11 protein-coding genes and 1 pseudogene are annotated in these 15,561 nt (G+C 62.0%); 8 read left to right on the forward strand and 4 right to left on the reverse strand.

The annotated features are described in order from the left end of the window. Window positions 1–52: 52 nt before the first annotated feature. The 4 genes from alr (at window position 53) to CAF80_RS11225 (ending at window position 4,421) form a co-directional block, all read left to right on the forward strand. Window positions 53–1,126 carry an alanine racemase gene (gene alr / locus CAF80_RS11210; protein WP_074689996.1) on the forward strand — a complete coding sequence of 358 codons (1,074 nt, stop codon included), beginning with the start codon at window positions 53–55 and terminating at the stop codon, window positions 1,124–1,126. An 88-nt stretch (window positions 1,127–1,214) separates the two neighbouring features. Further along, complete coding sequence (locus CAF80_RS11215; protein ID WP_003229444.1) at window positions 1,215–1,763, forward strand: cupin domain-containing protein; 549 nt, start codon at window positions 1,215–1,217, stop codon at window positions 1,761–1,763. 181 nt (window positions 1,764–1,944) lie between these two features. Further along, window positions 1,945–2,361, forward strand: a complete 417-nt coding sequence (locus CAF80_RS11220) for a cytochrome c5 family protein (protein ID WP_039765242.1) — start codon at window positions 1,945–1,947, stop codon at window positions 2,359–2,361. Between the two features lie 137 nt (window positions 2,362–2,498). After that, window positions 2,499–4,421, forward strand: coding sequence for an acetyl-CoA hydrolase/transferase C-terminal domain-containing protein (locus CAF80_RS11225; protein ID WP_085667347.1), 1,923 nt, complete (start codon window positions 2,499–2,501; stop codon window positions 4,419–4,421). Between the two features lie 126 nt (window positions 4,422–4,547). Here the strand turns inward: CAF80_RS11225 and CAF80_RS11230 are convergent, their stop codons facing one another. Continuing rightward, on the reverse strand, window positions 4,548–5,120 hold the full coding sequence (locus tag CAF80_RS11230; RefSeq protein ID WP_007920398.1) for a xanthine phosphoribosyltransferase: 573 nt from the start codon (window positions 5,118–5,120) through the stop codon (window positions 4,548–4,550). A gap of 57 nt (window positions 5,121–5,177) precedes the next feature. Then, complete coding sequence (rep, locus tag CAF80_RS11235; protein ID WP_039765244.1) at window positions 5,178–7,187, reverse strand: DNA helicase Rep; 2,010 nt, start codon at window positions 7,185–7,187, stop codon at window positions 5,178–5,180. Between the two features lie 264 nt (window positions 7,188–7,451). On the opposite strand from rep, the gene CAF80_RS11240 reads away from it, so the two are divergent. Then, entirely contained in the window at window positions 7,452–9,122 is a 1,671-nt protein-coding gene (locus CAF80_RS11240) for a bifunctional diguanylate cyclase/phosphodiesterase (RefSeq protein WP_039765245.1), read from the forward strand. Between the two features lie 42 nt (window positions 9,123–9,164). Here the strand turns inward: CAF80_RS11240 and CAF80_RS11245 are convergent, their stop codons facing one another. Then, a complete protein-coding gene (locus CAF80_RS11245; RefSeq protein ID WP_085667348.1) occupies window positions 9,165–10,559 on the reverse strand; it encodes a NorM family multidrug efflux MATE transporter in 1,395 nt (464 codons plus the stop codon). Between the two features lie 158 nt (window positions 10,560–10,717). Here CAF80_RS11245 and CAF80_RS11250 point away from each other — a divergent pair, with 158 nt between their 5' ends. The 3 genes and pseudogenes from CAF80_RS11250 (at window position 10,718) to CAF80_RS29215 (ending at window position 13,795) form a co-directional block, all read left to right on the forward strand. Further along, entirely contained in the window at window positions 10,718–11,638 is a 921-nt protein-coding gene (locus CAF80_RS11250) for a LysR substrate-binding domain-containing protein (RefSeq protein ID WP_085606083.1), read from the forward strand. A gap of 180 nt (window positions 11,639–11,818) precedes the next feature. Beyond that, a pseudogene (locus CAF80_RS29210) lies at window positions 11,819–12,940 on the forward strand (Cache 3/Cache 2 fusion domain-containing protein); the annotation flags it as partial. Window positions 12,941–13,072: 132 nt separating this feature from the next. Beyond that, entirely contained in the window at window positions 13,073–13,795 is a 723-nt protein-coding gene (locus tag CAF80_RS29215) for a methyl-accepting chemotaxis protein (protein ID WP_371914080.1), read from the forward strand. Between the two features lie 105 nt (window positions 13,796–13,900). Here the strand turns inward: CAF80_RS29215 and CAF80_RS11260 are convergent, their stop codons facing one another. After that, window positions 13,901–15,394, reverse strand: a complete 1,494-nt coding sequence (locus CAF80_RS11260) for a YifB family Mg chelatase-like AAA ATPase (RefSeq protein WP_074690007.1) — start codon at window positions 15,392–15,394, stop codon at window positions 13,901–13,903. Window positions 15,395–15,561 lie beyond the last annotated feature (167 nt).

A 15,561-nucleotide genomic window follows, 5' to 3' on the forward strand; every position in this document is an offset into this window, starting at 1 on the left:
CCGTCAGCCAGCGCCGGTTTTTATTCCCATGACCGCCAAGAAGTCTGCTGCCATGCGTCCTGCCCGTGCCCTGATCGACCTTCAAGCCCTGCGTCACAACTACCGTATCGCCCGTGAAGTCACCGGTGCCAAGGCACTGGCGGTGATCAAGGCCGATGCCTACGGCCATGGCGCGGTACGTTGCGCCCAGGCGCTGGAGGTTGAAGCGGACGGCTTCGCGGTGGCATGCATCGAAGAAGCCCTGGAACTGCGTGCCGCCGGGATTCGCGCGCCAGTGCTGCTGCTTGAAGGTTTTTTCGAGGCCGATGAGCTGGCGCTGATCGTCGAGCACGATTTCTGGTGCGTGGTGCATTCGCTGTGGCAGCTCGAAGCGATCGAGCAGGCGGCGTTGAGCAAGCCGATCACCGTGTGGCTGAAGCTCGATTCGGGCATGCATCGCGTGGGCCTGCATCCCAAGGATTACCCGGCGGCTTACCAGCGTCTGCTGGCCAGCGGCAAAGTAGCGAAAGTCGTGCTGATGAGCCATTTCGCCCGGGCCGATGAACTGCACGAGCAGAGCAGCGCCGATCAGGTCGCGGTGTTCGAAGCCGCGCGTCAGGGCCTGGCGGCCGAAGTCAGCCTGCGCAACTCGCCGGCGGTGCTGGGCTGGCCGCAGATTCACAGCGACTGGGTGCGCCCGGGCATCATGCTCTACGGCGCCACCCCGTTCGAAGAAGCCAACGCCGTGGCCGAGCGCCTGCAACCGGTGATGACGCTGGAGTCGAAAGTCATCAGCGTGCGTGAACTGCCGGCCGGCGAACCGGTGGGCTACGGTGCGAAATTCATCACCGACAAGCCGATGCGCATCGGCGTGGTCGCTATGGGTTATGCCGATGGTTATCCGCGTCAGGCGCCGACCGGCACCCCGGTGCTGGTGGCCGGCCAGCGCAGCCGCATTCTTGGGCGGGTGTCGATGGACATGCTGTGCATCGACCTGACTGACGTACCGCAGGCCGGCCTCGGTTCGACCGTCGAGCTGTGGGGCAAGAACATCCTCGCCAGCGATGTGGCGAAGTGGGCGGACACCATTCCGTACCAGATCTTCTGCAACCTGCGCCGGGTGCCAAGGCTCTATTCCGAGGGTTGAAGCGCTAGCGGGGCCCAAGTGTTGTAAATACTGAACGCTGTCGCCATGATAACGCTCAATATTTCTACAACATCAGGAGGCTCCAGCCTTGGACGTCGGTGAACGACTGCAATCGATCCGCAAGCTCAAAGGGCTTTCCCAGCGTGAACTCGCCAAGCGCGCGGGCGTCACCAACAGCACCATTTCGATGATCGAAAAGAACAGCGTCAGTCCTTCGATCAGTTCGCTGAGGAAGGTTCTGGGCGGGATTCCCATGTCCATGGTCGAGTTCTTTTCCGAAGAGATCCTGCAGGAAAAACCGACCCAGATCGTCTACAAGGCCAACGAGCTGATCGACATTTCCGACGGCGCCGTGACCATGAAGCTGGTCGGCCGCGCGCACCCGAGTCGGGCCATCGCGTTCCTCAATGAAATCTACCCGCCGGGCGCCGACACCGGCGAAGAAATGCTGACCCACGAAGGCGAGGAAACCGGGATTCTGGTGGAAGGGCGCCTGGAACTGGTGGTAGGCCTTGAAACTTTTATCCTCGAAGCCGGCGACAGCTACTACTTTGAAAGTACCAAGCCGCATCGTTTCCGTAATCCGTTCGATGCACCGGCGCGACTAATCAGCGCAGCCACGCCGGCGAATTTTTAAACCAAGAGGCGCCAGGCCATACGGCGAAGGCACCCGAAACGTTTTTCCACAGCGCGATATAACCCCTTCGAATTTGGGGTTGTTTCAGTGAAGCGGGGTAACCGCTATACTTGCGCCCGCCTGCGAACCGTGGCCGCAGGCGTGAATAGCCACCATTGAGGGTGAACGCGTGAACCTAATTATGAAAATGCTGGCTGCACCAGCAACCGTACTGGCCCTCTGGGCTGTCAGCGCTCAAGCTGCGACGAATGACGACATTGCCAAGCGCCTCGAGCCGGTGGGCCAGGTGTGTGTTCAAGGGCAAGAGTGCAAGGGGATGGAAGTCGCTGCTTCGGCAGGCGGCGGTGGTGGCGCCAAGACGCCGGACGAAGTGATTGCCAAACATTGCAACGCTTGCCACGGCTCCGGCCTGTTGGGCGCACCGAAAATCGGTGACACCGCCGCTTGGAAAGAGCGCGCCGATCACCAGGGCGGCCTCGACGGCATCCTGGCCAAGGCCATCACCGGCATCAACTCGATGCCGCCAAAAGGCACATGCGCCGACTGCTCCGATGAAGAGCTCAAGGGCGCGATTCAGAAGATGTCCGGCCTGAAATAAGCCGCGCTTCTGACGAAAAAAAACCGTCTTCGGACGGTTTTTTTGTGCCCGCGATTCAGGCCTGAGGCTGTTCATTGCAGCAAACAACCGGCAATCTCGGTCGTACCCCTATTCACGGAACGGGCAGGAGGCTTCAGATGGTGCAGTTGTGTTCGATCGAACAGGCAGTGGACGACGTGCTGGCGAGGTTGCCGGTGCACATCCACATGGGTCTGCCGCTGGGGCTGGGCAAACCCAATCCCTTCGTCAACGCGCTGTACCGGCGGGTGGCCGGGTTGCCCGAACGGCAGCTGACGATCTACACCGCCTTGTGCCTCGGCCGTCCGGCCTTGGGCGATGGTTTGCAGAAGCGCTTCATCGAACCCTTCGTCGAGCGGGTGTTCGGCGATTATCCGGAACTGGAATTCCTCGCCGACCTGCACCGCGACAGCCTGCCGTCCAACATCCGCATCGAGCAATTCTTCATGCAGCCCGGCAGCCTGCTCAACAGCGCGCCGGCCCAGCAGGATTACGTCAGCAGCAACTACAGTCACGCCGCCCGCGACATCAACGCCGCCGGGCTGAACCTGGTGGCGCAGTTGCTCGCCAGCAGTAGCGAACATCCCGATCGCCTGAGCCTGAGCTGCAACCCGGACATCACCCTCGACCTGTTCCCGATGATCGCCAAACGCCGGGCGGCGGGGGAGACCATTCTGCTGGTCGGCCAGGTGCACACCGAGCTGCCGTACATGCCGGGCGACGCCGAAGTCGACATCGATACCTTCGACCTGCTGATCGACGAGAAGGACAGCAGCACGCTGTTTTCCACACCGAACATGCCTGTCGGCTTTCAGGATCATTTCATCGGTTTGCACGCCAGTACCCTGGTACGCGATGGCGGCACCTTGCAGGTCGGTATCGGCTCGATGGGCGATGCGCTGACCGCCGCGTTGCTGGCGCGTCAGGCCGACAACGCCGGATACCAGGACTTGCTGGCCGATGTGAACCTCAGCCAATGGGCGCAGTTGATCGAACGCGAGGGCGGCATCGAACCCTTCGCCAAAGGCCTGTACGGTTGCAGCGAAATGTTCGTCAACGGCCTGCTGGTGCTGGCCGAAGCCGGGATCATCCGGCGCAAGGTCTACCCGGATGTGCAGACCCAGCAGCAGGCCAACGCCGGGACCCTCGACGAGGCGGCGCAAACCGATGGCATCTCGATCCACGGCGGTTTCTTCCTCGGGCCGCGCAGTTTCTATGAGCGCTTGCGTGAGTTACCGCTGAGCAAACGCCTTGAATTCAACATGACTCGCATCAGCTACATCAACGAACTGTACGGTCAGGAAGAACTCAAGCGTCTGCAACGCCTGGATGCGCGGTTCATCAACACTGTGTTCACCATGACCCTGTTGGGTGCCGGGGTGGCGGATCAACTGGAAGACGGGCGGGTGCTCAGCGGCGTCGGCGGCCAGTACAACTTCGTTGCCCAGGGCCATGCGCTGCACGATGCGCGTTCGATTCTGCTGCTGCGCAGTTGGCGCGAATCCGGCGGCGATGTCAGTTCGAACATTGTCTGGGAGTACGGCCACTGCACGATTCCGCGGCACCTGCGCGACATCGTGGTCACCGAGTACGGTATCGCCGATTTGCGCGGCAAGTCGGATGCGGTGGTGATCGAAGCGCTGTTGAACATCAGCGACTCGCGCTTCCAGCAGGGCCTGATCGAGCAGGCGCAGAAGGTCGGCAAGCTGCCGAAGGATTTCCGTCTCGATCCGCGCTTTACCGACAACACCCCGCAACGCTTGCAGGCGATTGCCGCACGGCATCCGAACCTGTTTCCGGAGTATCCGCTGGGCTGCGATTTCACGGAGGTCGAAAAGGATCTGTTGCGGGCGCTGAACTGGCTCAAGAGCAAATTCAAGCTGACGGAGATTCTGGAACTGGGCAAGGCCGCGCTGGATGCGCCAGAGGCTTCACTGTATCCGGAGCATCTGGCGCGCATGCAGCTCACTGATCCGGAAGGTCTGAAGGAAGACCTGTTTCAGCGGTTGCTCCTCACTGGCCTCAAAGCTACCGCGCAATAACTCCAACACCCGAAGCAACTGTGGGAGCCAGCCTGCTGGCGATTGCTATCCGCCAGTCCTGAAGATGTTGACTGACACGACGCCATCGCCAGCAGGCTGGCTCCCACAGAGGTAATGCAGTGTTGCTTACTCGATGAAGGTAACCACGCCATCCTTCAGCGATTTCACGCGAGCCAGCGACTCGACGCGATAACCCTGCGAATCCAGCTCCGCACGGCCACCCTGGAACGACTTCTCGATCACGATGCCCAGGCCCGCGACGGTGGCGCCGGCCTGTTTGATGATCGAGATCAGCGCCTGGGACGCCTTACCGTTGGCCAGGAAGTCGTCGATGATCAGCACACGGTCGCTGCTGGTCAGGTGACGCGGGGAGATGGCCACGGTGCTTTCGGTTTTCTTGGTGAACGAGTAAACGGTCGCCGACAGCAGGTTTTCAGTCAGGGTCAGGGACTGTTGCTTGCGGGCGAAGATCACCGGCACGCCGAGGTTCAGACCGGTCATGATCGCCGGGGCGATGCCCGAGGCTTCGATGGTGACGATCTTGGTGATGCCGGAATCCTTGAACAGCGAGGCGAATTCGTCGCCGATCAGCTTCATCAGGGCCGGGTCGATCTGGTGGTTCAGGAAGGCGTCGACCTTCAGGACCTGGTCGGAAAGCACAATGCCTTGTTCGCGGATTTTCTGGTGCAATGCTTCCATGAAGCTGTCCTCATTTGGCGCTTTGTGCGCCGAAGGTCTAGTAAAAAGTGGTCAATTCTAGCGCTTTAACATCGCGCGTATATCAGCCAGTGCGCTGTTGCCCCGCACGGCTTTGACTTCGGTCGGTGTGTCGTCGTTGCCTTCCCAGGCCAGGTCGTCCGGCGGCAGCTCATCAAGGAAGCGGCTTGGCGCGCAGTCGATGATCTCGCCGTACTGTTTGCGCTTGGCGGCGAAGGTAAACGCGAGGGTCTGGCGCGCGCGGGTAATGCCCACGTAGGCCAGGCGGCGTTCTTCTTCGATGGTGTCGGCTTCGATGCTGGAGCGGTGCGGGAGGATTTCCTCTTCCATGCCCATGATGAACACGTAGGGGAATTCCAGGCCCTTGGACGCATGCAGGGTCATCATCTGCACGCCTTCGGCGCCGTCTTCCTCTTCCTGCTGACGTTCCAGCATGTCACGCAGGACGAGTTTGCCGATGGCGTCCTCGACGGTCATTTCGCCGTCTTCGTCTTTTTCCAGGGTGTTCTTCAAGGCTTCGATCAGGAACCAGACGTTGCTCATCCGGTAGTCCGCAGCCTTGTCGCTGGAGCTGTTGGTGCGCAGCCAGTTCTCGTAGTCGATGTCCATGACCATGCTGCGCAGGGCGGAGATCGGGTCTTCGCCGGCGCACTGCTCGCGCACCTTGTCCATGAAACGCTTGAAGCGCGACAGACGGTCGGTGAAGCGGCTGTCCAGATGTTCGCCCAGACCGAGTTCGTCGGTGGCGGCGTACATCGAGATCTTGCGTTCGGTGGCGTAGTTGCCGAGCTTTTCCAAAGTCGTCGAGCCGATTTCCCGGCGCGGCACGTTGATCACCCGCAGGAAGGCGTTGTCGTCGTCCGGGTTCACGATCAGGCGGAAGTAGGCCATCAGGTCTTTCACTTCCTGACGACCGAAGAAACTGTTGCCGCCGCTCAGACGGTACGGCACCTGATGGTGCTGCAGTTTCAACTCGATCAGCTTGGCCTGGTAGTTGCCGCGATAGAGGATCGCGAAGTCGCTGTACGGGCGGTCGGTGCGCAAGTGCAGGCTGAGGATTTCCATGGCCACGCGCTCGGCTTCGGCGTCCTCGTTGCGGCAGCGGATCACGCGGATCTCGTCGCCGTGGCCCATCTCACTCCACAGCTGCTTTTCGAATTCGTGCGGGTTGTTCGAGATCAGCACGTTGGCGCAGCGCAGGATGCGGCTGGTGGAGCGGTAGTTCTGCTCCAGCATCACCACTTTCAGGGACGGATAGTCGTCCTTGAGCAGCATAAGGTTTTCCGGTCGCGCGCCGCGCCAGGCGTAGATCGACTGGTCGTCGTCGCCCACCACGGTGAACTGGTTGCGTTTGCCGATGAGCATTTTCACCAGCAGGTACTGGCTGGCGTTGGTGTCCTGGTATTCGTCGACCAGCAGGTAACGCACCTTGTTCTGCCATTTTTCGAGGATGTCGGCGTGCTCTTCGAAGAGTTTCACCGGCAGCAGGATCAGGTCGTCGAAGTCCACCGCGTTGAACGCCTTGAGCGTGCGCTGATAGTGGGTGTAGACGATGGCGGCGGTCTGTTCCTTGGGGTTGCGGGCGTTTTCCAGGGCCTGGGCCGGCAGGATCAGGTCGTTTTTCCAGGCGCCGATCATGTTCTTGATCTCGTCGACGCCGTCGTCGCCTGCATATTCCTTCTGCATGATGTCGGTCATCAGCGACTTGACGTCGGTTTCATCGAAGATCGAGAAACCGGGTTTGTAGCCCAGCCGTTCATGTTCCTTGCGGATGATGTTCAGGCCCAGGTTGTGGAAGGTGCAGACCGTCAGCCCGCGTCCTTCACCTGGACGCAGCAGGGTGCCGACACGTTCTTTCATCTCGCGCGCGGCCTTGTTGGTGAAGGTCATGGCGACGATGTACTGGGCGCGGATGCCGCAGTTCTGGATCAGGTGCGCAATCTTGCGCGTGATCACGCTGGTCTTGCCGGAGCCAGCACCGGCGAGCACCAATAGAGGGCCGCCGACGTAGTTCACGGCTTCTTGCTGCCGGGGATTGAGTCGGGACATACGAAAATTCGGGAGTCGTTGACGAAATGGGCCGGCATTTTAACAGGCTCAGCGATTTGTGCTGCTCTCTCCGACTTGTGACGCAGCACGCGATTCAAATTTGCCGGTTTTGTTACTTTCACGCAGGATGCGCGGTGATTTTGCGGCTAATGTTCTCATTCGTGACACAAAATAACGTTTTGATAACCGTTGTCGTTTGGTCATTGGTTGCCGCAACGGCATAATGCCCGCCGCCCACATCATTGCAGAGTCTAGGGAGTCAGCTTGACTACGCCTGTCGAACCCTTGCGTTTGCTGCTACTGGCCGAAGAGCCAGCGTGGACAGCGTTATTGCGCGAGTGTCTGGCGCCGTTGGGAAGTACGGCGGTGCTGATCAGCGCGCCGAGCTGGGAGTCGGTCAGCAGCCTGTTCGAAGACAACCGCCACGCGGTGTTGTTGACCGTTCCCGCGTTGCAGCCGGCGCCCGGCCGTTGCAGCCTGCCGACGGTGTTGCTGTTGGAACACGAGCCGGCGACCGCGCCCGACGGCGTCAGCGACTGGCTGGTGTTCGATGCCCTCGATCCCGGCATGCTCCGGCGTTGCCTGCGGCATGTGCGCGAACGCGGCGTGCTGGAAAACACCCTGCAACGCCTGGCCGAACAGGATCCGCTGACCGGCATCGCCAACCGCCAGGGCTTCCAGACCCTGCTGACGGCGCGCCTCGCCGAAAACGACGGTCGCGGCCTGGCCCTCGGGCACCTTGATCTCGACAACTTCCGTCACGCCAACGACGCCCTTGGCCACCAGGCCGGCGACCGCCTGATCCTGCAAGTCGTCGCACGGCTGAAAAGTCAGCTGGAAGTCGGCGATCAACTGGCGCGCCTCGGCAGCGATGAATTCGCCCTGCTGATCGACACCCGCCGCGCCCCGCAACGGGCGGAATGGATGGCCGAACGCATCACCGAAGCCCTGGCCGAACCTTACTGGGTCGACGGCGAAAGCCTGCTGATTGGCTCCAGCCTGGGCATCGCCCATGCCCGCGCCCAGGGTGGCGCCGATCCGCTGATGTGGCACGCGCATATCGCCATGCAGCAGGCCAAGAGCACTCAGGGCTGCACCTTTCACATCTTCAACGAGCGGATCAACCGCAACGCGCGGAGCATGGCCGACCTCGAAAGCGAACTGCGCCGGGCCTTGCGTCGTGACGAGCTGGAGCTGCATTACCAGCCGCGCCTGAACCTGCAGGACGGCCAGATCGTCGGCCTCGAAGCGCTGGTGCGCTGGCGCCACAGCGAACGCGGCCTGCTACCACCGAGCGAATTCGTGCCGCTGGCCGAGCAGAGCGGTCTGATCGTGCCGCTGGGTTACTGGGTGATTTCCCGGGCCCTGCGCGACATGCAGGCGTTGCGCGAGCGCGGACTGCCGGCGCTGCACATGGCGATCAACCTGTCGTTCCGCCAGTTTCAGGACAGCCAGTTGCTGCCGACGCTCAGCCGTCTGATCGCCGAGCGCGGCGTCGAGGCGCAGTGGCTGGAATTCGAACTCACCGAAACCGCCGTGATGCGCCGCAGCGATCTGGTCAAGCAGACCATGGACGCCCTCGGTCGCCTCGGCGTGCGATTTTCGCTGGATGATTTCGGCACCGGGTTCTCATCGTTCGTGCACCTCAACAGCCTGCCGATCACCTTGCTGAAGATCGACAAGAGCTTTGTCGGCGGCATGGAGCAGCGTGAAGAGAACCGCAAACTGGTGCACGCGATGATCAATCTCGCGCACAACCTGCACCTGGAAGTGGTGGCCGAAGGGGTGGAAACCCGGGAGCAACTGGATCTGTTGCGCGGGTTTGGCTGTGATCAGGTGCAGGGTTACCTGATCAGCAAGCCGTTACCGTTGGCGGAACTGGTTGAATATCTGGTGGTTGACGCCAGCCAGCCGCCGCTGGGTATCGTGGTTTAGCCTCAAATCCCTGTGGGAGCGAGCTTGCTTCCACAGGGAAACTCATTCCGGCTGAGCGATCTTGAAGCCTTGAGATTGCGGCTCGAGCCGAATCATCCGCTTCATCTTCCATTCGAACGCCAGCGTCAGGCTCACCGCCGCGCAGGCCAGCCCCAGCGCCAGACCCCACCAGACGCCGGTCGGCCCCCAGTGCAGATGGAACGCCATCAGCCACGCCGCCGGCGCACCGATCAGCCAGTAGCAAACGAGCCCGACCAGGAATGTGGTCTTGGCATCCTTGAGCCCGCGGATGCAGCCCATGGCAATCGTCTGCGTGCCGTCGAACAGCTCGAACCACGCCGCCACGGCCAGCAGGCTGACGGCCAGACGAATCACCTCGGCAAACGCCGGGTCGTTATGGTCGAGGAACAAACCGACCAACTGATTCGGCAGCAACCAGAACACCATCGCAAACCCCAGCATTACCACCGCACCAAAGACGATGCCGACCCGTCCCGACATCCGCGCATCGTTCAATTGCCCGGCGCCGTAATGCTGGCCGACGCGCATGGTGATCGCATACGACATCCCCGCCGGAACCATGAATGCCACCGAGACAATTTGCAGGGCGATCTGGTGCGCCGCCAGTTGCGTGCTGCCCATGGTGCCCATGCACAGCGCCGCGAAGGCGAACAGCCCGACTTCCACCGCGTAGGTGCCGCCGATAGGCAAGCCCAGGCGCCAGAGTTCTTTCAAATACTGCCGATTTGGCCGCGACAGACCTTCGCGAAGCGGGTAGGCGTCATAGGCCGGATGCCGGCGAATGTGCCAGGCCAGTGCCAGCGCCATGCAGTTGGCAACGATCGCCGTGACCAGACCGATACCGGTCAGCCCCAGTTTCGGCAGGCCGAACAGGCCGGTGATCAGCGCGTAGTTGAGCAGGAAGTTGGCCACCGTACCGGCGAGGCTGATGACCATCACCGGCGTTGCCCGGCCGATGGCGCTGGTGAAGCCGCGCAGGGCCATGAAGCTCAGGTAGCCGGGCAGGGCGAAGGGCAGGGCGATCAGGAACTGCCCGGCGGCGTTGACGTTGGTCTCGGTCTGGCCGAACAGCAGCAACACCGGTTTCAAGTTCCACAACAGCAGCCCGGCACCGAGCGCCATCAGCCACGCCAGCCACAATCCGGCCTGGGTCAGTTTGGCGGCGCCGAGGATGTCGCCGGCGCCCTGACGAATCGCCACCAGAGTGCCGACCGCCGCGATCACGCCGATGCAGAAGATCGACACGAACGAATAGCTCGCCGCGCCCAGACCGCCACCGGCCAGCGCTTCGGGACTGAGGCGCGCCATCATCAGGGTGTCGGTCAGCACCATCAGCATGTGCGCCAACTGCGAGGCGATCAACGGCCCCGCCAGCCGCAGGATGGCCCAGAGTTCGGTACGCACAGGACGCTGCATGGCGTTCACATCCTTATAAAAGAGGGAGCAAGAGACCGTCGATTCTCAGGGTTTGGCGCAGGTTGCACAAAGGGATAAAAAGGATGGATGGCATGATTAAAACTCATCCTTCCGCGATTCTGCTAAGTTGGCGCAATCCCGCCATAGGAGCGCTGTGCATGTCCCGTCGTCTTCCCCCCTTGTATGCCCTGCGCGCATTCGAAGCGGCGGCCCGCCACAGCTCGTTCACCCGGGCGGCCGAAGAGCTGTCGATCACTCAGAGTGCAGTGAGCCGGCACATCCGCACGCTCGAAGAGCATTTCGCCTGCCGCTTGTTCCACCGCAGCGGGCGCAACCTGCAACTGACCGAGTCGGCACGTCTGCTGCTGCCGGGCATCCGTGATGGCTTTGCTGCGTTGGAACGGGCCTGCAATACCTTGCGCGCCGAAGATGACATCCTGCGAATGAAAGCCCCGTCGACCCTGACCATGCGCTGGTTGCTGGCGCGGCTCAGTCGTTTCAGGCATTTGCAGCCAGGCAACGAAGTGCAACTGACCAGCGCGTGGATGGACGTGGACTCGGTGGACTTCAACAACGAGCCCTTCGATTGCGCGGTGCTGCTGAGTGACGGACATTTCCCGCCGGACTGGGAAGCCAGCCTGCTGTTTCCGGAGGAGCTGATTCCGGTTGGCGCGCCGAACCTGCTCAACGATCAGCCGTGGGACGTGGCGCGGCTGGCCAGCGCCGAGCTGCTGCACCCGACGCCGGATCGCCGCGACTGGCGCAGTTGGCTGGAACACATGGGGCTGTCGGATCAGGTGTCGCTCAAGGGCGGGCAGGTGTTCGACACCCTGGAGCTGGGCATGATCGCGGCAGCCAGGGGCTATGGGGTGTCCATGGGCGATTTGCTGATGGTGGCCGAGGATGTCGCGCAAGGGCGCCTGAGTCTGCCGTGGCCGACGGCGGTCGCCAGCGGATTGAATTATTACCTGGTATGGCCAAAGACCCGCCCCGGAGGTGAACGTTTGCGCCGCCTCAGCGACTTCCTGCAAGGCGAAGTCCGCGCCATGACGCTGCCGGCGGTCACGCGCTTGAGCTGAATCGTTCGAGCCTGCACAATGCCGGCCTTTCGCCATAACCCTGCTGTTCGCTCAAGTATTCGGTTTTACCGCCGAATACGTGCATGTGGAACCGTCGTGCCGGTTACCACGATTCACCCCCATTAGAAAATTATCCGAGCTGCGATCAAGGAGGATCGGAAGTTCGGCCAGGAGCTGTCCATGTCTCAACCTCGCGCTCGGATCGCCTCGCAGCTGGGCCTCGCGCTCGCCGTGATACTGGCGATTGTCATCAGCGGCAGTACAGTCTTTGCTTTGCGTTCGCTGGATACCGCCAACCTCGCCACACGTGAGGAGCACCTCGCCAGTGAGGCGCGTCTGCTCGCCGACCAATTGAGCACCTTCCACGGCACGCTGCGCGAAAGCACCCAGCGCCTGAGCGGGCTGTTCGAGAAGCGCTTCAGCGCCGGCCTGAGCATTCATCCGAGCGAACCGGTGACCGTTGCGGGCACCCAGACGCCGGGCCTGCACCTGGGCAGCGAAGTGTTGAACAACAACTTCAAGGAAGTCGACGAGTTCAAGCAGATGACGGCGGGCGTTGCCACGCTGTTCGTGCGCAGCGGCGAAGACTTCATTCGCGTCAGCACCTCCCTGAGCAAACAGGACGGCACCCGCGCCATCGGCACCGTGCTCGACCACGCTCACCCGGCCTATGCGAAGTTGATGGCGGGGCAGGGTTACGTCGGCCGCGCCTTGCTGTTCGATCGTTCCTACATGACTCAGTACACCCCGGTGCGTGACAGCAGCGGCAAGGTAATCGCGGTGTTGTTCGTCGGCTTCGATTACACCGACGCGCAGAACGCCCAGTTCGCCAATCTCAAGCGCTTCCGCATCGGCCAGACCGGTTCGCTGGCATTGCTGGACGAGAAAAACCAATGGCTGGTGGCCCCGGCGGGCGTGCAGGCGCTGGATCAAGCGATTCCGGTAATCAACGATCTGGCGAAAGCGCCGGGTAAAGGCCGGTTCTGGAGCGACAAGTCCGAAGATTTCTACAGCATCGCCGTGCCGTTCGAAGGTGGTCCGTGGTCGGTGGTGGCGAGCATGCCAAAGGCCGAGATCCGCGCGGTGACCTGGAGCGTCGGCACCCAGCTGGCCATCGGCAGTCTGCTGGCGATGCTGCTGGCGGTGGGCTCGGTGGTCTGGTTGCTGCGCAGCAAACTGGCGCCTTTGGGCGATCTGGTACGTCAGGCCGAAGCCTTGGGTGCCGGTGATCTGAGCGTACGTCTGAGCGTGTCGAGCAATGACGAAATCGGTCAACTGGCGCGCGCTTTCAACCAGATGAGCCAGGCCCTGTCGACCATGGTCGAGCACATTCGTCGCGCCTCCGAAGAGGTCAACCGTCGGGCTCAGGCTCTGTCCGGTCTGTCCGGCGGCGCCTATGAAGGCATGGAGCAACAGTCCGGCGAGATCACCAGCATGGCCGGTGCAGTTGAAGAGTTCTCCGCCACTTCGCTGAACATTGCCGACAACATGGGCAACACCCAGCGTCTTGCCCAGGAAAACGCCCAGCAGACCCAGATCGGTCGCACGTCGATGGAGGAAGCGTCTTCCTCGCTGGAGCAGATTGCCGGCGCACTGAACACCACCGCGACCGTGATCAACACGCTCGGTCAGCGTTCCCAGGAAATCGGCGGCATCGTCAGCGTGATCACCTCGATTGCCGAACAGACCAACCTGTTGGCACTCAACGCCGCCATCGAAGCGGCCCGTGCCGGCGAGCAGGGTCGCGGCTTTGCCGTGGTGGCCGACGAGGTGCGCAGTCTGGCTTCGCGTACCCGTCAGGCGACGGATGAAATTTCCAGCATGATTCACAGCATTCAGCAGGAAACCGGCAACGCCATCAGCAACATGGAGCAGGGCAATCTGCTGATGCAGGAAGGGCTGTCGCGCAACGCCAACGTCGCTTCGGCGCTGGCGCGCATTGACGAGCAAAGTCGCTCGGCGGGTGAGCAGTTTGCCGCGATCACCACCGCGACTCAGGAGCAGAGCAGCACCGCGACTTTGCTCAGCAGCAACTTGCAGAGCATCGCGATGGCCAACAGCGAGCAGCGCGAAGTGGTATCGAACCTGGCCATCACCGCCAAGGAACTGGAAGGCCTCGCAGCCGACCTGCGCCAGGAAGTCGACCGCTTCCGGTGAGGCGTCTCTGAAATAGCTATCGCGAGCAGGCTCGCTCCCACAGGTTTTTTGTTGGACCTGTGAGAGCGAGCCTGCTTGCGTTTGGGCCCGCCACGACCTCGACACTTACTGAGTCGCCGGCCGATACTGCAACGCTTCGGCCAGATGCTCGCGACTGATATCTGCGCACTTTTCGAGATCCGCCAGCGTCCGCGCGACCTTGAGCAGCCGGTGCGCCGAGCGCAGCGACAAGGTCAATCTTTCGCACGCGTTCTCCAGCCAGGTTTCATCGGCTGTGGATAACTTGCAGTGCTTCTTCAGCCCCGGCAAATCGAGAAACGCATTGGCGCAACCCTGGCGTTTTTGCTGACGCTCGCGGGCCTCAGCGACCCGCGTGGCCGCGCTGGCGCTGTCCTCTCCCGGTTTTACCGCAGGGTTCAGCGCTGTCGCCTCCCGCGCTACTGTCAGGTGCAAATCGATCCGGTCCAGCAACGGCCCCGACAGTTTGTTGCGATAGCGCTGCACCATGTCCGGCGTGCACGAGCATTTGCCGCTCGGTTCGCCGAGATATCCACAGGGGCAGGGATTCATCGCCGCCACCAATTGGAATCTCGCGGGAAACCGCACCCGTTCCTTGGCCCTTGCGATCACGATGCAGCCGGATTCCAGCGGTTCGCGCAGCACCTCCAGCACCTTGCGATCAAACTCGGGCAGCTCATCGAGAAACAGCACGCCGTGATGGGCGAGGGTGATTTCGCCGGGCTGAGGTTTTGAACTGCCACCGACCAATGCCGGCCCGGAAGCCGAGTGATGCGGTTGGCGGAACGGGCGTTGCGGCCAGTGAGTCAGCGGCGCGCCGCTGGCGACGGATTGAATCGCCGCCACTTCCAGCGCTTCACTCTCGGTCAGCGGTGGCAGCAGCCCTGGCAAACGACTGGCCAGCAATGTCTTGCCCGTCCCCGGTGGCCCGCTGAGCAGCAGGTTGTGGGCACCGGCGGCGGCAATCAGCAGCGCCCGTTTGGCCGCCAGTTGGCCCTGTACTTCATTCAGGTCGGGATAGGGTTTCGCTGCGTGGATCAGCCCATCCGAGACATAAGGCTCGACCGGTGTATGCCCGTTGAAATGCGCCACAGCCTCCAGCAGATGATCCACCGCAATCACCCTCAGCCCCGACGCCAGACACGCCTCTTCGGCATTCGCCCGCGGCACCACCAGCGTCCGCCCGGCCTTGCGCGCTGCCAGTGCCGCCGGCAACACCCCGCGCACCGCCCGCACGGCGCCGGACAACGCCAGTTCGCCAAGGCACTCCACATCATCCAGCGTCAACGTCGGCACCTGCACACTCGCCGACAGAATCCCCAGCGCAATCGCCAGATCGAACCGCCCGCCATCCTTGGGCAGATCCGCCGGTGCCAGATTCAGAGTGATCCGCCGCGCCGGAAACTGCAGCCCGGAATTGATGATCGCACTGCGCACCCGATCCTTGCTCTCTTTCACCGCCGCTTCGGGCAGGCCGACCATGGTCAGCGAGGGCAAACCGTTGGCCAGGTGAACTTCGACGGTGACGGCGGGAGCATCCACGCCTATCTGGGCGCGGCTGTGGACGATGGCGAGGGACATGGTCGTTCCTTGAGTTGAATCGGGGGGCCGCTTCCTGCGGGTTTTTGAAGGGTAGTTGAGCGGGGTTCTAGCGTTTGAGTAGAGGTTTACAAGACGTATCAGAAAGCGGTTGTGCGGGCCTATGCACTCACGCTGAAGCGTTGACTCTCGAGAAGTATTAAAGGATT

Source organism: Pseudomonas sp. B34(2017) (genome assembly GCF_002112915.1).
Taxonomy (GTDB): Bacteria; Pseudomonadota; Gammaproteobacteria; order Pseudomonadales; family Pseudomonadaceae; genus Aquipseudomonas; species Aquipseudomonas pharyngis.